Genomic DNA, 17984 nt, shown 5'->3' on the forward strand with positions numbered 1-17984 from the left:
TCAGATATCATATGCAACAATTTGCGTACCACAATTAAGGAAGGGAGGAGCCACCATGCAAAGTAACAGCAGAACAATCGCAATTATGGTTCAGAACAGCATGATGATGTGCATGTGCGGCGGCCCTCCTGACGTGGTCGACGCAGCTTAGTGCTGTCGTCCATTGACTTTCAGGCCGGGGCCTTCTTACAGAGGGCTCCGGCTTTTTTTGTTGTCATCTTAAGATTAGCTTTATATCAGGAGATGAAGTATATGATCAGCATCCAGAACCTCTATAAGTCCTACCCTTGTGAGGGGGGCGATTTTGAAGCGCTACGAAACATTAGTATTAACATTCTATCAGGAGAGATCTTTGGAATCATTGGCTTGAGTGGAGCCGGGAAATCCACATTGCTCCGCACTCTCAACCGACTGGAAGAACCCAGTTCTGGCTCCATATGCATTGGGGATACTGACATTACGCAGCTTTCTACACCTGAGCTTAGAAAGCTGCGCCGACGCGTAGGCATGATCTTCCAACACTTTAATCTTCTTACATCCCGTACTGTTTTTCAAAATGTCTCCTTTCCTCTAGAGATAGAAAAATGGGAAACGGACGCCATTTCTAAAAGAGTAACGGAGGTACTCGATCTCGTGGATCTTTCAGACAAGGCTCAAAGCTACCCTTCCCAGCTAAGTGGTGGGCAAAAACAGAGAGTTGGAATTGCCCGGGCCTTGGCCAACAACCCCAGCCTGCTTCTTTGCGATGAAGCCACCAGTGCCCTTGACCCTAAAACGACTCAGTCAATTTTGGCCCTTCTCGATGAAATTAACCGGAATCTCGGCATTACTATTGTTCTTGTCACCCACGAAATGGGAGTTATTCGCCAAATTTGTCATCGAGTCGCCGTCTTAGAACACGGACAGGTTGTAGAACTGGGAGCTGTAAAGGATGTTTTTATGAAACCCCAGTCAAAAACGGCTCGAGAGTTTTTATGCCATCTCCCAAGGACAACCTATGATTTTGAAAACCTCCCTCAGGAAAAAGGCAAGCCTGTAGCAATCTTTGCCTTCAATGGTGAAATGGCAGAACAGCCCGTCATATCCCAGGCCATTAAAAAAAGTGGCGCTGAGATCAATATTCTTTCTGGAGAAATCGACCACCTGCATAGCAGCCGCATTGGCAATCTCACGGTTCAGCTAAAAGGCAGCCCCGCAGAGATCAGCACGGCCCTTTCCTTTATTAGATCCAAAAACGTAGAAGTGGATGTGGTTTGGAATGGATAAATTGGTTGCACTTATAAATCTTCTGGCAGCTCCAACCCTCGAAACGATCTATATGGTCATGTTCTCAACCCTTTTTGCAACGCTGCTCGGATTCCCCATAGGAATTGCCCTTGTTGTAACAGAAAAGGGCGGATTGATTGAGAACGAAGCGATATACAGAATTCTCGACGGCATTGTAAATGTTTGCCGCTCTTTCCCCTTTATTATTCTCATGATCGTTCTCTTCCCCTTCTCGCGCCTGATTGTGGGAACTACTATCGGCACCACTGCCTCTATTGTTCCCCTCTCTATTGGAGCCGCTCCCTTTGTGGGACGAGTTGTAGAAAGCGCCTTAAAGGAAGTGGAAAAAGGGCTTATCGAAGCAGCCGTGTCTATGGGAACCCACCCAAAGGACATTATTTTAAAAGTTATGGTACCAGAAGCACTCCCTTCTCTTATTCTTGGAGGAACCTTAACCGTTATCAATATCATCGGCTATTCGGCCATGGCCGGTGCTATTGGAGGCGGCGGACTGGGCGACCTGGCCATTCGCTACGGTTTTCACCGCTTTCAGACAGACGTTCTTATAGCGGCTGTCATCGTTATTATCGTGCTGGTTCAAGTAATTCAGGTCATCGGGAACAAAACAGCTCTCTATGTCGCCCGTAATCGCTGATCAGCACACTGCGCGCAGAAAAAACAAGCTACATTGCACAGAAATATGAACTGGAGGAATGAAAAATGAAAAGAACTGTAGGTCTTTTACTCACTCTCACAATACTCGCCATATGGGCAGCTCTTATTCCTAATGCGGCAGCGGCAGAAGAAGTGATCAAAATCGGGGCAACCCCTGTCCCTCATGCTGAAATATTAAAGGTCATCAAAGATGACATTGCCAAAGAAGGGATCAAACTCGAGATCATAGAGTTTACTGACTATGTAAAGCCCAACCTGGCACTGAATGATAAGGAAATAGATGCCAACTATTACCAGCACCTTCCCTATCTGGAAAACTTTAACGCTAATCACCATACCAAACTTGCGGCTATAGGGACTGTTCATGTAGAAGCCATGGGGTTGTACTCTGAAAAGGTGAAGCATATTGACGAGCTGAAAGAAAAATCCCTTATCGCTGTCCCCAGTGATAGTGTGAATGGTGGGCGCGCCCTGCTCCTTCTGCAGGCCAACGGTCTTATCACCCTTTCAGACAAGGCGGGATTGGAAGCCACAGAGAGAGACATTGTGGAAAATCCCAAAAAGCTCCGCTTCAAATCCATTGAAGCAGCTCAGCTGCCGAGGATACTTCCCGACGTGGATGGCGCTGTCATCAATGGAAACTATGCGTTGGAGGCAGGATTTAATCCCACAGAGGATGCTGTTTTGCTGGAAGGCAGTGAATCTCCTTATGCGAATATAGTTGTAGTTCATGAAGATTCGAAGGATGACGAAAAGTTTGCCATTCTGATGAAACATCTAAATTCTGAGAAAGTGGCCCAATTTATTCTTTCAACATATAACGGCGGAGTTACCCCTGCTTTTTAGAGGGATGCAGATAGTTCAAAAGGAGGCTGCCGGTGAATGACAGCAGCCTCCTTTTGTATACCAATGCACAATTTCAAGACCTGGCACCAATTACCATTCGGCGATGGTGCCATCTTCTAGCCTCCATACAGGGTTTTTCCAATTCATATTTTCATCGGTCTTCTGACGAACCACTTCTTCATTAATGGAAACCCCCAGGCCTGGGCCTTTAAGCAGTTTTATATAACCATTTTCATATTCAAAGAGTGCCGGGTTTTCGAGATAGTCAAGCAGGTCCGCACCTACATTGTAATGGATGTTCAGGCTTTGTTCCTGAATGATTGCGTTTGGCGTACAGAAATCAACTTGCAGGCACGCAGCCAGGGCTATGGGGCCCAGAGGGCAATGGGGGGCCAGAGCCACATCGTAGGCTTCTGCCATAGCGGCTATTTTGCGCACTTCCCAGATTCCGCCGGCGTGACTGAGGTCAGGCTGAATAATATCTACCGCCCCATCGGTGAGAAGAGTTTTGAAATCCCAGCGCCCAAAGTTCCGTTCCCCTGTGGCAATGGGCATAGTTGCATGACGGCGCAGTTCCACAAAGGCCTCGCGATTTTCTACCAGCACCGGCTCCTCAACGAACATGAGCCGGTAGGGTTCAAGCTCTTTCATGAGAATTCTAGCCATAGCCTTATGTACCCGTCCATGAAAGTCAAGGGCTATGTCTATTTTTTGTCCTAATGCGTCTCGAATAGCCTGAACTCTGGCAAGGACTTCATCCACCTTTTCATAAGAGTCGATCCAGCCCAACTCTTCGGTGGCATTCATCTTTATTGCCGTCATGCCAGCGTCATACTTCGCTTTGGCTTCGGCTGCCACGTCAGAAGGCCTGTCCCCACCGATCCACGAGTAAACTCTGATCTTCTGACGCACTGCTCCGCCAAGCATTTTATAAACGGGCAAACCGTAGATTTTCCCGGTAATGTCCCATAGAGCCTGTTCTATACCGGAAATCGCGCTCATGAGTACGGGGCCGCCGCGATAAAAGCCGCCCCGGTAGAGAACCTGCCAGATATCCTCAATTTCTGTAGCATCCCGGCCGATAAGATATTCTTCCATCTCCCGAACAGCAGCTGCCACTGTAGAGGCTCTCCCTTCAACTACTGGCTCTCCCCATCCCACCACTCCATCATCAGTAACAACTTTTAAGAAAAGCCATCGCGGTGGAACTTTAAAAAGTTCGATACTCGCTATGCGGCTCATAAGAGGTCACCTCTATTAGCGCTGTACGCGCCCGCTGGCATCGCCGCCAGCCAGAGTCAAAGCATCTTTCACCGTAACTCTATTGAAATCTCCATAAATAGTATGTTTCAGTGCTGAGGCCGCCACCGCGAACTCCAAAGCCTCCTGAGGTGTTTTGAAGTTATTGAGACCATATATCAGACCAGAACCAAAAGAATCGCCGCCGCCGATGCGGTCTACTATATGGCGGATTTCGTACTTTTTGCTGACATGGACTTCTCCTCGTTCAGCAAGGATAGCTGACCAGTTGTTCCAGTCCGCGCTGATACTTTCACGCAGACTTACGGCCAGATATCTCACTTTGGGGAACTGTGCGAGCATTTTCTGGCTCAGGGCCCTATATTTATCTATATCCAGGGATCCCGAGGTCACATCCACATCGGCTTCGATGCCCAGACATTTCTGACAGTCTTCCTCGTTAGCGATAACAAGATCCACATAGTTCATGAGCTCAGGCATAACCTCAAGGGGAGTTTTGCCCCATTTCCACAACTTATTGCGATAGTTGAGGTCGCATGAAACAGTAATGGTTTTTTCTTTACACTTTTTGAGGGCTTCAAGGGTTACATCGGCAGTCCCTTTGGCAATGGCGGGGGTAATGCCAGTGACATGAAACCACTTGGCCCCATCGAGTATGATATCCCAATCAAAATCTCCAGGTTTTACCTCGGCAATAGCTGAATGGGCTCGATCATAGATAACCTTGGAAGGGCGCATACATGAACCGGTTTCTGTGTAGTATATGCCAAGGCGATCCCCGCTCTTCCGTATAAAGCGAGTATCGACACCAAAACCTCTCAGTTCATGAATAACACCATCACCAATAGGGTTGTCAGGAACAGCTGTTACAAAAGCCGCATCTTCACCATAATTAGATAAGGCAACGGCCACGTTAGCTTCGGCACCGCCAAAAGTAGCCACAAATTGCGGTGTCTGGAGAATTTTTTCGCGGCCTGGAGGAGTAAGCCTCATCATAATTTCACCAAAGGTAATAAACTTTGCCATAACCGAACGCATCCTTTCTATTTCAAACCAGCCCGAATTCGGGTAATTTCATGTAATACTTTCTCTACTGCCTCTCGAACAGCCTCGTAACTGCCATCTGTACCTGCAGGCTTAGTGAGAGCACTTCCCAAACCAACAGCAAAGGCTCCGGCCTTGAACCATTCCTCCATATTCTCGAGAGAAACACCGCCAATAGGCATTATATTGGCATAAGGAACCGGTCCGTGTACGGCTTTAATGAATTTGGGGCCAAGTACGCTGCCAGGAAAGGCTTTCACTACGTCAACACCAAGTTCCAACGCATGCATGAGTTCTGTAACTGTCCCTATACCTGGCATTGCAGGCAAACCATAACGGTTGCAAGTGCAAACAACGTCATCGCTAAGACTTTGGGACACAATAAACTCTGCGCCATTGGCAATACACATTCTGGCTGTAGCTTCATCCACAACGGTTCCCGCCCCAACAAAACATCCCTGTCCTCTATGGCGCTCGGCAGAAGTGCGCATAATGTCGAGAGACCCGGGAAAGGTCATGGAAACTTCAACGGCTTTCATCCCCGCGTCAAACATGGCGTCTGCCATGGCAATTCCTTTTTCCACTCTCTCTGTACGGATAATACCCACGACACCTTGTTCTTCTATAGCTGAAAGAATTTCATATTTCCTAATACGGATCATTACCATCCCTCCTTAGTAGTTTCTAAATGACGTCGATTGATTCGAAGGGAAATTTTTGCAGTTTCCTGCGCCAGTTTCCGCCCCACCAATGCAGCCTGTTTATCATCAAAGCGATAGGCTGGTGCGGAAACGCTTACTGCTCCCAGGGGGAATCCATTTCTGTCAACAATAGGTGCAGCCACGCAGCGAATTCCTTCTTCGTTCTCCTGGTTTTCTTCGCTATACCCTCGCGTTTTATATATTTTTAATAGATTCAATAACTCTTTAGGATCGGTGATCGTATTCGCTGTCCTACTTTCAAGGGGTGTTCTTTCTAAATAGATTTCAACTTGGCCTGCAGGAAGAGCCGAAAGTATCGCTTTCCCCCCAGCAGTGCTATAGAGAGGAAGTTCCGCTCCCACCTTCGATCTCATCAACAGCGGACTTGGACTCTCAAGTTTTTCCAAGTAATAGGCTCGCCCGCTTTCGAAAACAAAAAGATGGATCGTCTCGCCTGAATAATCTCTCATGATCTCTAGGATGTCACGAGACATTTCCAGCAGTCCTGACCGCTTATTGTAGCTTGCTGACCACTTCACAACCGCTGGTCCTATTTGATAGCGCCCATAGGGATCTTTTATGAGAATATTGCTATCGACAAAGGTTGCGAGAATTCGATATGCTGTTGTTTTCGAAAGTTTTGTAGCATTCGCTATTTCTGTTAACCCGACAGGTTCAGGCCTATTAGAAAGATCTTCTAGTACGGCAATCGCTTTTTGAAGAACCTGCACCCTATTTTTCTCAGACATGTACTATCACCTCTCCGCCTCTCATCTTACATTAAAGAAGGCAGCCACAACACGATTTGTGGAACATATGTTACGAGCATCACAACGATAAAAAGAGCTACGTACATGGGGACAAGAGATCGAACCAATGATACCAGTGACACTTTCGATATGGAGTTTGTCACATAAAGGACTGTCCCTACCGGCGGTGTGATTAGCCCGACACAAAGGTTCGTTACCATAATGACACCAAAGTGTATGTCGTCAATCCCGTAACTTCTGCATACAGGAAGGAGAATTGGAACAAGAAGAAAAAGAGCTGGGGTCAAATCAATAACCATCCCCACAAGAAAAAGCAGAACGTTCAGGATAAAAAGGAACATGAGCTTGTTTTCAGTAATGCTCATGATCACTTCAGTAAGAAGCTGGGGAACCTGAGCCACAGCGAGGAACCACGTCAATGCCATAGCTGATGCGCACACCAACATGACTACTCCTGTATTAAGGGAAGCACCTTTGAGTATTTCCGGATAGTCAGACCATCTCACATCATATAGGAAATATGACACAATAATAGCATAGACAACAGCTACTGCTCCGGCTTCTGTAGCTGTGAAAATACCGCCGAGAATGCCTCCTAAGATAATGACGGGAAGAATTAATGCCCAAACCGTTTTTCTAAAAATCCCTAAAAACTCCCCAAAACCTATCCGCTCACCCACAGGGTAATTATTTTTGCGAGCTATGAAATAAGAAACAGCTAAAAGGGCAATTCCTATAAGAATTCCTGGAATCGCGCCGCCAAGAAAGAGCTTAGCAATAGAAATCTGAGCAATAGAGCCAAGAATGATCATGGGTACGCTGGGTGGAATAATTGGGCCAATAACAGAAGAAGCAGCAGTGATAGCCGCAGAGAATTCTTTGTCATACCCGCCTTTTTCCATCATGGGAATCTCAAGAGAGCCCAATGCGGCAGCGTCAGCAACAGCAGAACCACTAATTCCCGCAAAAAGCATGCTGGCAACTACATTAACATAGGCAAGCCCGCCTTTTACCCGACCAACGAGAGCGTTGGCAAAGAGCAAAATATCGTTGACCAGTCCCGCTTTGTTCATTATTTCGCCAGCCAGCATGAAAAATGGGATGGCCAAAAGTGTATAGACATCAACACCGGTGATCATACGGCGAGCGAGAACCATAGGCTCAAAAGTTCCCGTCACAAACATAAGGGCCAATGTGGAAAGGCCTATTCCAAATCCGATGGGAACGCCAAGAATAGTCAACCCCAACAAAGAACCAAGAAATGCTAATAAAACTACCATATCAGGCTTCCTCCACTTCAGAACACCAAATACGTGCTATCTGACGAGCCATTTCAAGAAGCATCATCATTGTGGCAAAGGGAACGGCCGAATACTGCCAAGCCACCGAAATAACGAGAATAGATGTTTTCTGCACATATATTCTGGAGATGTAATCAATTCCTCCCTTAAGAAGGATGAACAGAAAAGTCGTAATCAGCAGGGCTATGGTTATCTGCAACCCCTTCCCTGCCGAGCCCTTGGTGCGCTCAATAAGAACATCAAAAGCAGGGTGCAGACCAATTTTTAATCCGGAAGCGATAGCCATAAAAGACATCCACACAAAAGCAAAACGGCTTACCTCATCGACCCAGGGGAAGGCCATATGGAAAAAACGGAAAATAACGTTTGTAAAGACCGAAAACACCATAACCCCGAGCATAACAATCGCTATACCGTCAGCCAAACGATACATATAACGATACAGGGCATTCATAAAACTCTTCATAATACGAACGAGCTCCTCTCGCCATGTTCTTCCTTAAAATTAAAATCCCGGCAGAAAGGAGCCTGCTTCCTGGAAACAGATCTTTTCTGCCGGAAAAATTACCTACTGCTTATTTTTCAAACTTTTTGCCAATCTCTCTGATCTGCTCAACAAATGGGGCCGCTTCGGGGCAGCTCTTTATATAATCTGCAATGATTGGTTCTGTACTTTCAATGAAAGGTTTTAGATCAGGATAGGTGACTTCAAGACCTTTATCAATGGTTTTCTGCAACACCAGTTCATCTTCTTCTCTTGTCCGCTTGTCAATCTCCGCGATGGAAGCCATAGTTGCGTCATAAACAATGGTCTGTTCCTCTGCTGTAAGTTTGTCCCATACCTTCTGATTGATGACAAAGTACTGGAATCCAAAAATATGGTTTGTCATGGCTACATACTTCTGAACATCGTACCATCCAGAGTAATATGAAGTCATAAGGGGGTTATCCTGGCCATGAACAACACCCTGCTGCAACGCTGTAAAGACTTCGCTCATGGGCATGACAACTGTGCTGAAGCCAAATCCCTGCATCAGTTTAATGATAACCTCGCCCTGCCATACGCGCATTTTTATACCCTTACAATCTTCAAAAGAGTTAATGGGCTTCTTATTGTTTGAAATAGCTCTGAAACCTCTCGGGAAAGCTCCAAGAATTTTAACGCCGAGGGGCTCAAGGCTTTTATAGATCTCTTCCCCGATAGGACCGTTAAAGACTGCATCTGCATGTTCATAGCTATTGAACATATAGGGAAGCTGAAGCAATTTGAACAAATCTACGGTGTTTTCCCAAAGATTCCCTGTAAGAGCCATTTCAATGGTTCCCAACTGTACTCCCTCTACGAATTCCTGCTCGGCACCAAGCTGGCTGTTAGGAAATATCTGCACCTTTAAAGAACCATTACTTTTAGACTCAATATCCGCTTTAAAGATATCATTAAGCACAACGTTAGCGGGGTGATCCGCTGGGAAATAATTAGCGATCTTCAATGTCGTAGCTGCAAAAGCCATGGATGAAAAAGCAAAAATAAAAAGAGCTGTCAAAGCTACTGTACGAACAACACGTTTCATCTTCACAACAAACAGCCTCCTCAAAAAATTTTTTAAGTGTACCGTTCTTACTGTCCGATCAAGCCAATGCGTGATTCTACTCTTTACACAATACCCCGGGAAGCAGCTCCCCCTTTCGTTTTTATAAGATCACTCCATGTTTAAATAAGCCGATCTCCCCTATATTTAAATGTTCATTAGAGGTTTCCCGGCCATTGGCCACTTCAAATACAAGATCAATGAGATCGCCAAGAAGAGCTTCCAACTCCTCACCTTCTAAAAGGCGTCCCCCATTAAAATCCATCCAGCTTTTCTTCCTTTTATAAAGGGATGAATTGGTTGCTATTTTCACTGATGGAACTACTGAACTATAGGGAGTCCCCCGACCGGTGGTAAAAAGGGTCAAAACAGCTCCGCTTGCCGCTAGAGAAGTTACAGAAACAGGGTCATTTCCAGGGCTGAAAACAATATTCACACCTGAACGGCCGTAGCACTCTCCGTATTGCAAAACATCCGTAACTAAACCGGAACCAGTTTTTTGCACAGCACCTAGGGATTTTTCCTCAAGAGTTGTAATACCTCCCTCTTTGTTTCCAGGAGAAGGGTTTTCATATACAGGCTGGTGGTAAGAAGTGTAGTATTCCTTGAACCAATTGATCATTTCCACAAACTTTTTGAAAACATCTTCTTCTTCAATTCGGGAGGTCAGAGTATCCTCCGCCCCGAACATTTCAGGGATTTCTGTAGCGAGCAGAGTTCCCCCCCAGAGGGTCAGATAGTCTGAAAAAAGACCAACCAGAGGGTTGGCGGTAATACTTGAAAAGGCATCGCTGCCGCCGCACTTTACCCCAACGACCAAATCTGACAAAGGACATTCCTCTCTCGTAAAACGTCCCCTCTCCGCCAACTTGTCAAGACGGGAAAAAAGAGCTTTTTCGTCATCTGATTCTTCTTGAAGCACTGTATATTCAACATTAAAATGATGGGAAAGACGATCTTTCATATAGGATATCTGCAAATTTTCACACCCCATCCCCACCACTAACACCCCTGCGGCATTGCCATTAAAGGCCAAACCTGAAAGAGCCTGCAAAGTAAACTCAAAATCATCGCCTAGCTGGGAACAACCGTAGGGATGGGCCAGCACCCTTACCCTGTCGATCCACGCCGGAACCCTATATTGAGGAATAAGATTTCGCAAAATATCGTTAATGCAGCTTACTGTGGGAATGACCCAAAGTTCATTGCGGATACCAACTCGACCGGTAGGACGGCGATATCCCATAAAGCTTCTGGTTTGAAAGGGAGTTTTTACTTGAGGAGAAACGTAATTCCATTCAGCTGGCCAATCAACTCCGAGGGCTGTTTTCAGGTTATGGGTATGAACCCAGTCACCAGCCCGTATATTGCACAATGCCACCCCTATGGGATGACCGTATTTTATAACCTTCTCTTGAATTGCCATATCTTTCAACGCAACCTTGTGGCCCGCGGGGATCCTTTCATTCACAGGAATAGAAAAACCCTCATCCAGTACAAGAATGTCACCTTTACTTAGTTCGTGAACTGTCACAGCAATGGTGTCCTCTGTCCTCAACCTTACTCCTTGAAAAGACCTCATCTTCATTGCCCCCTGCTCTTTTCCGCAATGTGGACTTCTTAGCCGTAATGCGAACCACTACGTCTATTAAGCCATGGTTGTACATAAAAAGCAAGGCCTTCCAGAGCCATTTATAACGGTTTTGATTTTTGCTTTGTATACCAATGCGCAAATTCAAGACCTGGCACGATTTTCTTAACGTTACTGTTACAAAGACGAAACATGGGCGTTACAAAGGGCCTTTATACTGTGAAATAACATCGCTGATATGTTAAATACAAGGAGGTTTTCAGGAAATGAAGAAATTTATAGCAGGAGCAATTCTCGTTGCAACTCTCGCCGTGAGCGGAACCGCATTTGCAGCAGAGCTCGTCATCAAAGGATCCACTACAGTTCTTCCCATCGCACAATCGGCCGCTGAGAAATACATGACGGCCCATCCTGAAGTAGCCATTACAGTTTCTGGCGGCGGCAGCGGCAACGGTATTAAGGCCATTATCGACGGAACCACCGATATTGCTGATTCTTCAAGGTTCATAAAAAATGAAGAAGTGAAGGCTGCCGTAGAAAAAGGAACCTATCCTGTTCCTTTCGGTATCGCCATGGATGCCCTGATCCCTGTGGTTCACCCTTCTAACCCTGTCCAGGACCTTTCTATTGAACAGCTGAAAAAGATCTACATGGGTGAAATAAAGAACTGGAAAGATGTGGGCGGTTCAAACAAGCCCATTGCTATAGTGAGCCGTGACACAAGTTCCGGAACCTACGAAACCTGGGAAAGCAAAATTCTTCAGGGTGAGCGGGTAGACAAACGGGCGCTTATTGTTGCCTCTAACGGAGCCATGGTGCAAACGGTGGCAAAAAATGAGAACGCTGTAGGTTATATAGGCCTTGGCTACCTCAATGACTCTGTAAAGTCCCTTAAAGTTGAAGGAATCTCTGGAAACAAAGAAAATGCGCTCAATGGAACATTCCCTGTATCCCGCTACCTTTACATGTTTACAAAAGGATGGCCCTCTGGGGATATCCTCAACTTTATCAACTTCGTTCTGAGTGACGAAGGGCAGAAATTAGTTGGAGAAGCAGGCTTCGTGCCTATTCGATAAATATAGATAAACCCGACCCTCCTCCTATATGGCACTGTCAGCTATAGTAGCACCTCAGGAATTCGCCCGTCCCCCCGGTGGGCGAATTCCTGCCTGGCATAGAAAGAATTAAGAAAAGGGAATAGTGATATCCATGAAAAAAGAACAAGCACCTGGCATAATCATTATGTCCATATCATCTATGGGCATTTTTATCATATTGTTTATTCTTTTTTTCTTGATTAAGGAAGGACTTCCAGTTCTGAAAGAAGCCTCTCTTTTATCAATAGTGACAGGCTCTGACTGGTATCCCACAGAAACACCTCCAGCCCTGGGCATGCTGCCTCTTATAGTGGGATCGGTAGCCGTTACAATTCTTTCGTCCTTGCTCGCCCTTCCCATAAGTCTTTTTATAGCTATTTTTATTTCAGAAATTGCCTCTGAGAAAATGCGTAACATTTTAAAGCCCATTCTGGAGCTGCTTGGATTTCTCCCGTCCATTATTCTTGGTTTTCTTGGCATGGTTCTTATCGCCCCGTGGCTTCAGGCCAATTTCACCATTCTTTCTGGCCTGAATCTGCTGAACGCGTCTATACTCTTAGGTTTTCTCATCATTCCCATTGTGGGGTCCCTTGCAGAAGAAGCCCTTTCAGCCGTTCCGTTGGAACTTCGCAACGCTTCCTATGCTCTGGGCGCTACGCGGTGGGAAACCGTCAGCAAAGTTGTTTTCCCGGCAGCCCTTCCCGGCATTCTCTCCGCCTGCCTTCTTGGGATAATGAGAGGGATGGGAGAAACCATGGTGGTACTTATGGCGGCAGGTGGAGCTGCCATTATTCCAGCTTCTCTTTTCGATCCGGTACGCCCACTCACATCAACCATTGCGGCCGAAATGGGAGAAACCCCCGTGGGCTCCCCCCACTACCACGCTCTCTTTTTTGCGGGGCTTATTCTTCTCATTATTACCCTGGCCATCAATCTTCTATCGAGCTGGATCGAGAGCAAAAGGAGAGTGAGACCCTCATGACAAGACGGAGAATTGTTGATCGCCTTATGACCTTTATGCTCTGGGGAGCCGCGACTCTCTTGGTTTTTCTGCTGCTGGCCATAATCCTCTATATCTTTATCAACGGCTATGAGGCCCTTTCATGGAGCTTCTTGACAGAACCGCCACGGGATAATATGACCCGAGGTGGAATCAGCACCCCCCTCATGGGAACCTTGCAGCTTGTTGTAGTTTCTATGCTTTTCTCCCTTCCCGTAGGCATCGCCACGGGCCTCTACCTCGCCGAATACTCCCGGAAAGGACGGTTTACCGCACTTCTTCGCCTGGCTATCCGCTCCCTTGCCGGTGTTCCTTCGGTGGTCTTTGGCCTTTTTGGCCTATCTCTTTTTGTCATCCTGTTAAAGTTTGGCTCATCGCTGCTCTCAGCGGGACTGACATTGGGGTGTCTGGCATTGCCCCTTATCGTAACGGCATCAGAACAAGCATTTCTTGCGGTTCCCCAGGATTATCGCGCCGCCTCCTACGCCCTTGGCGCATCAAAGTGGCAAACCATCTGGAAGGTCGTTTTTCCTGCCGCCTCCTCTACCATCATTACCGGTGGAATTCTAAGCATCGGACGGGTTGCTGGGGAAACCGCTCCCATAATCTTTACAGGCGCCGCCTACTTTACCCCCGGAGTGGCAAAAAGTGTTTTTGATGAAGTCATGGCCCTGCCATACCATATTATGGTTCTTGCTACTGAAGGTACCAATATTACTCTCACAAGGCCCATACAATATGGAACCGTTCTGGTGCTTTTAGCTTTTGTACTCGGCATCAGCGCCATTGGTGTGATTATGCGAACCCGCCTGAAACAGAGCGGGCGATAAATTGCGAGCAAGGAGTCGGTAACAATGGAAAAATCCCAGCTTATCGTTTCAAATCTAAACCTTTTCTATGGCAAAAACCAGGTGCTGCACAATATCAATATGGATATTTTCGGGAAGACCGTAACAGCTCTTATCGGCCCCTCAGGATGCGGGAAAAGCAGTTTTATCCGCTGCCTCAACCGGATGAACGACTTTATACCAAACGTCAAAGTTGAGGGGGATATTTACCTCGAGGGAAAAAACATCTACTCTGGCGCAACGGATGTCATCGCGTTACGCCGGCAAGTGGGCATGGTCTTTCAGAAACCTAACCCGTTCCCCATGGCCATTTACGATAATGTAGCCTATGGCCCTCGCCTTCAGGGCATCAAGTCTAGAGAAAAACTTGATGAAATAGTGGAACGAAGTCTCATTGGAGCCGCTCTCTGGTCGGAAGTAAAGGATAATTTGAAATCATCGGGACTTGGCCTTTCTGGAGGACAACAGCAGCGTTTATGCATTGCCAGGGCAATTGCGACAGAACCGGAAGTTTTGCTCATGGATGAGCCTACAAGCGCTCTTGACCCCATGGCAACAGCCCGTATTGAAGAACTTGTGAGAACCCTCAAAGAAAGATACACTGTAATTATCGTCACCCACAACATGCAACAGGCTGCCCGCATCTCAGACTATACAGCCTTTTTTCTTATGGGGGAGCTTATAGAATATGGTAAAACACCAAAGCTCTTCACATCTCCTGGCGATAAACGGACAGAAGATTATATTACGGGTCGATTCGGTTAAACTTAAGAGGATCCCTTTGGGAAGGAAGTGACTGTTTATGAATCAGATTAACGCTCGGAGACAAATAGAAACAGAATTGACAGAACTTATCCGAATGGCCATACGACTTGGCAAAATGTCCGAGGAATCCCTTACCAGGGCAGTTTGGGCCCTTAAAAATCAAAACGCCGATGTGGCCCGGGAAATCATTAAAAGAGATGACGCCATAGATGATCTGGCTTCAGAGATCGATATGGCTTGCATGCAGTTTACCGCCCGTTTTCAGCCATTGGGAGAAGACTTGCGCACCGTTTCCTCCCTCATGCATATAGCCGTAGACCTCGAGCGATTAGGGGACTACGCCAGCAATATTTCAAAAGCTGCCATAGAAGTCGCCGATAAAGAACTTATGAAGCCTCTTATAGATATTCCACGCATGGTAGATATCCTTTCTGAAATGCTTGAAAAATCCCTAGAGGCTCTTGAAAGTAAAAATGATGCCTTGGCTTACAGAGTCTTTCCCCTTGATGACATTGTGGATGACCTTGAAAAACAGATTATGCGAGAACTTCTGCTTCTTATGATGGAACGTCCGCAAAGAATAGAACAGGCTACTCTCCTCCTCAACGTAGCGAGAACCCTGGAACGGGCTGGGGACCATATTACAAACGTGGCAGAACGGGCAATCTACATTATCACCGGCAAAACTATAAAGGCTTCGGCTTATAGACGACCGAAGGAGCATTGAAGTGAGCGGCGATCGAATTCTTATTGTAGATGATGAAAAGGGAATACAGGATATTGTTTCGCAGGCGCTGAAAAGACGGGGATACGAAACAATATGCGCCAGCGATGGAGACTCTGCTCTTGATCTTGCCTTCGTCGCCCATCCAGATCTTATTATCCTCGACCTTATGCTCCCCCGTATGGATGGCTGGGAAGTCTGCCGCCGTCTAAAAAGCAACAAAGAGACAGCCCTGATCCCCATTATTATGCTCACCGCCCGCCGGGATGAGATGGATGTAGTAGAGGGGCTGGAACTTGGCGCGGATGATTATATGAAAAAACCTTTTTCCCTGGCAGAACTTGTAGCCCGCGTGGGCGTATTGCTGCGCCGAACCAGAATGACTGAAGAAATAAGGCAGATCACTAACGGCGATCTTGTTATGGACATCGAAAGCCAATGGGTCATGCTGCGAGGCAACAGCCTCGATCTCAGCCCCACTGAATTTCGTCTTCTTGAACTTCTCGCCCACCGTTTCGGACGAACTGTAAGCAGAGACGAGCTGCTGGGAAAAATCTGGAACCTCTATGGAGGGGACACTCGCACTGTGGATGTGCATATTTCACGGCTTCGAAAAAAACTGGACGACAATAAACACCCGGCGCTCCTCATTCAAACGCTCCGGGGCAGAGGGTACAGGGTCACATGGGAGGATAAACCATGAAAACACTGAAAGGGAAAGTCACAGCCGTATTAACTTTTGTTACCGTCATCGCTTTTGCTGTCAGCTGGTTCCTCGTATCGGGAATAATGAAACATCACCTTGTTGACAGCGCTTTCGACCAGCTTAAAAACAATACAGCCGCACTCTCAGAAGTGATCCGGAATGAGGGATATAGCTCTTTTCAAAAGAACTTTAGCCAATGGCAGGAGATATTTGAAAGCCGAATTACCATTATAAACGCCAAAGGAAGGGTTATCCTCGATAGTGCCACTGACGCAGAAACCCTCGACAATCATCTGAACCGTCCAGAAGTCAGGCAGGCTGCGAAGGATGGGATTGGAACCACCTCAAGATACAGCCAGACCCTTGGAGCCCAGCTTGTCTATGTTGTTCGAAAAGTAGAAGGCGGGGAGGAAGATCTGTTCATTCGTATGGCCCAACCCATCAACGCTCTTCAAAAAGCCCTTTCCGATGTGCGCTATCGTTTTCTTTCATACATCATTATGGCGGCTTTTCTCATCCTGGGCTTTGAACTATGGATTGTACGCCGGTTCTTTGCCCCTCTCGAAAAGATCGTGATGGCAGCTCAGGCTATATCGGGAGGCAATGAAGCCCGCTTCCCCCTTATGGGCGACATGGAATTGCAGAGACTTTCCGACTCCCTTCAATACATGTCCTCTCGCCTGAAAGGGACCCTTGAAGAGCTGAAAATAGAAAGAACGACCCTTTCAACAATCCTATCTTCACTGCCGGTAGGAGTGATCCTTCTCGACAAAGACAACAGGTTCCGGTTCGTGAATGACGAGGCACGAAATCTGCTTGGAATGAAGGTGCCAGTGGAAGAGGGACAACCTATAGAACGGTTTCTAACCTGCGGCGATATCTACCCTTTGCTTAAAGAAGCAAAGAAGGGAATGGAACAGGTAATAAAGGTAAAAATACCCGAACTTGGAAAGGGAGGGCGTCATCTCAGTCTTTATGGGCGACAGACAGAAAGCGGTCCATTGCTTGTGATTACCGATCTTACAGAAGAATTTCGTCAGGAACAGGCGCGGCGTGACTTTATCGCTGATGCTGGACATGAATTTCAGACACCGCTGACAACAATTCGCCTCACGGCGGAATACCTGCAGGACGAATTGCGGGGTAATGAAGACGCGGCAGGACACTTACAATCTATTATCCAGCAACAGGAAAGAATGACGCAACTTGTAGATGATCTGCTTCTTCTTTCCCGTCTCGAAAGCCAGCCTCCCCAGGAAGCGGAAGAAGAACTGGATCTGGCTTTTCTTGTGGAAACCATAACAGGTGAAAGCCTCCACCACCCACTAGCCGAGGCTATTGACATAGAAAAAGTGTTGCCGGAAGAAGCTTTAATGATAGGCCAAAGCAGAGACCTTGCACGGGCTATACGAAATATCATTGATAACGCTATAAAATACGTTCACGAAAAATTTGGGGAAAGTCGCGGAGGCAAGGTAAGAATCAAACTTTTCAGCAGAGATTCTTGGTGGATCATTCAAGTGCAAGACAATGGGGTAGGCATTTCAGAAGAAGCCGCCGCTACCATTTTTGACCGTTTCAGCCGCGGCGACAGCCATCGTGCACGGGGACAATGGGGATCAGGCGGTTACGGATTGGGCCTCGCCATAGCAAGAAGAATATTTATGGCCCATGGCGGCGACATCGCCCTCATTGCCGCCAATGGAGGTCAAACAATCTTTGAAATCACTCTGCCGAAGGAAATCTCGAAAGTGTAACCTGCAAACTTTTTGAAGCCGCAAAATAAAACAAGGGGCGGGTT

The 17984-nt window shown here is 46.8% G+C and carries 18 protein-coding genes; 10 read left to right on the forward strand and 8 right to left on the reverse strand.

From position 1 onward, the window contains the following. The first annotated feature begins 252 nt into the window (after positions 1 to 252). The 3 genes from B2U56_RS01600 (at position 253) to B2U56_RS01610 (ending at position 2787) form a co-directional block, all read left to right on the forward strand. Positions 253 to 1266 (forward strand): methionine ABC transporter ATP-binding protein, encoded by a 1014-nt coding sequence (locus B2U56_RS01600; RefSeq protein WP_286951839.1) that lies wholly within the window; start codon positions 253 to 255, stop codon positions 1264 to 1266. Beyond that, a complete protein-coding gene (locus B2U56_RS01605; protein WP_286951840.1) occupies positions 1259 to 1921 on the forward strand; it encodes a methionine ABC transporter permease in 663 nt (220 codons plus the stop codon). Before B2U56_RS01600 ends, B2U56_RS01605 begins: the two co-directional genes overlap by 8 nt. A gap of 65 nt (positions 1922 to 1986) precedes the next feature. Then, positions 1987 to 2787 carry a MetQ/NlpA family ABC transporter substrate-binding protein gene (locus tag B2U56_RS01610; RefSeq protein ID WP_286951841.1) on the forward strand — a complete coding sequence of 267 codons (801 nt, stop codon included), beginning with the start codon at positions 1987 to 1989 and terminating at the stop codon, positions 2785 to 2787. A 90-nt stretch (positions 2788 to 2877) separates the two neighbouring features. Here the strand turns inward: B2U56_RS01610 and dgoD are convergent, their stop codons facing one another. The 8 genes from dgoD to B2U56_RS01650 form a co-directional block, all read right to left on the reverse strand. Then, positions 2878 to 4029, reverse strand: a complete 1152-nt coding sequence (gene dgoD / locus B2U56_RS01615) for a galactonate dehydratase (protein ID WP_286951842.1) — start codon at positions 4027 to 4029, stop codon at positions 2878 to 2880. A gap of 15 nt (positions 4030 to 4044) precedes the next feature. Next, the gene (locus B2U56_RS01620) at positions 4045 to 5073 is read right to left on the reverse strand and encodes a sugar kinase (protein WP_286951843.1); all 1029 of its coding nucleotides are present in this window, start codon (positions 5071 to 5073) and stop codon (positions 4045 to 4047) included. Positions 5074 to 5090: 17 nt separating this feature from the next. Continuing rightward, positions 5091 to 5753 carry a bifunctional 4-hydroxy-2-oxoglutarate aldolase/2-dehydro-3-deoxy-phosphogluconate aldolase gene (gene eda / locus B2U56_RS01625; RefSeq protein WP_286951844.1) on the reverse strand — a complete coding sequence of 221 codons (663 nt, stop codon included), beginning with the start codon at positions 5751 to 5753 and terminating at the stop codon, positions 5091 to 5093. After that, a complete protein-coding gene (locus B2U56_RS01630) occupies positions 5753 to 6541 on the reverse strand; it encodes an IclR family transcriptional regulator (protein ID WP_013049051.1) in 789 nt (262 codons plus the stop codon). Before B2U56_RS01630 ends, eda begins: the two co-directional genes overlap by 1 nt. Positions 6542 to 6567: 26 nt before the next feature. Further along, positions 6568 to 7842 (reverse strand): TRAP transporter large permease, encoded by a 1275-nt coding sequence (locus tag B2U56_RS01635; protein WP_286951846.1) that lies wholly within the window; start codon positions 7840 to 7842, stop codon positions 6568 to 6570. Position 7843: 1 nt separating this feature from the next. Then, complete coding sequence (locus B2U56_RS01640) at positions 7844 to 8329, reverse strand: TRAP transporter small permease (RefSeq protein WP_213700711.1); 486 nt, start codon at positions 8327 to 8329, stop codon at positions 7844 to 7846. A gap of 109 nt (positions 8330 to 8438) precedes the next feature. After that, positions 8439 to 9434, reverse strand: coding sequence for a TRAP transporter substrate-binding protein (locus B2U56_RS01645; RefSeq protein ID WP_286951979.1), 996 nt, complete (start codon positions 9432 to 9434; stop codon positions 8439 to 8441). 121 nt (positions 9435 to 9555) lie between these two features. Further along, entirely contained in the window at positions 9556 to 11034 is a 1479-nt protein-coding gene (locus B2U56_RS01650; protein ID WP_286951847.1) for a UxaA family hydrolase, read from the reverse strand. A 275-nt stretch (positions 11035 to 11309) separates the two neighbouring features. Between B2U56_RS01650 and B2U56_RS01655 the strand changes: the two genes are divergently transcribed. The 7 genes from B2U56_RS01655 to B2U56_RS01685 all read left to right on the forward strand — a co-directional run bounded on the left by B2U56_RS01655 (position 11310) and on the right by B2U56_RS01685 (position 17940). Continuing rightward, the gene (locus tag B2U56_RS01655) at positions 11310 to 12119 is read left to right on the forward strand and encodes a phosphate ABC transporter substrate-binding protein (RefSeq protein ID WP_286951848.1); all 810 of its coding nucleotides are present in this window, start codon (positions 11310 to 11312) and stop codon (positions 12117 to 12119) included. A 133-nt stretch (positions 12120 to 12252) separates the two neighbouring features. Continuing rightward, complete coding sequence (gene pstC, locus B2U56_RS01660) at positions 12253 to 13122, forward strand: phosphate ABC transporter permease subunit PstC (protein WP_286951849.1); 870 nt, start codon at positions 12253 to 12255, stop codon at positions 13120 to 13122. Continuing rightward, positions 13119 to 13970 carry a phosphate ABC transporter permease PstA gene (gene pstA, locus B2U56_RS01665; protein ID WP_286951850.1) on the forward strand — a complete coding sequence of 284 codons (852 nt, stop codon included), beginning with the start codon at positions 13119 to 13121 and terminating at the stop codon, positions 13968 to 13970. Before pstC ends, pstA begins: the two co-directional genes overlap by 4 nt. A 24-nt stretch (positions 13971 to 13994) precedes the next feature. Beyond that, a complete protein-coding gene (gene pstB / locus B2U56_RS01670; protein ID WP_286951852.1) occupies positions 13995 to 14753 on the forward strand; it encodes a phosphate ABC transporter ATP-binding protein PstB in 759 nt (252 codons plus the stop codon). Between the two features lie 37 nt (positions 14754 to 14790). Beyond that, positions 14791 to 15480 (forward strand): phosphate signaling complex protein PhoU, encoded by a 690-nt coding sequence (phoU, locus tag B2U56_RS01675; protein WP_213700469.1) that lies wholly within the window; start codon positions 14791 to 14793, stop codon positions 15478 to 15480. A 1-nt stretch (position 15481) separates the two neighbouring features. Then, positions 15482 to 16180, forward strand: a complete 699-nt coding sequence (locus B2U56_RS01680) for a response regulator transcription factor (RefSeq protein ID WP_213700470.1) — start codon at positions 15482 to 15484, stop codon at positions 16178 to 16180. Then, a complete protein-coding gene (locus tag B2U56_RS01685; protein ID WP_286951854.1) occupies positions 16177 to 17940 on the forward strand; it encodes a sensor histidine kinase in 1764 nt (587 codons plus the stop codon). The genes B2U56_RS01680 and B2U56_RS01685 overlap by 4 nt, the downstream gene beginning before the upstream one ends. Positions 17941 to 17984 lie beyond the last annotated feature (44 nt).

This window comes from Aminobacterium sp. UBA4987 (assembly GCF_002396985.1).
Classification (GTDB): Bacteria; Synergistota; Synergistia; order Synergistales; family Aminobacteriaceae; genus Aminobacterium; species Aminobacterium colombiense.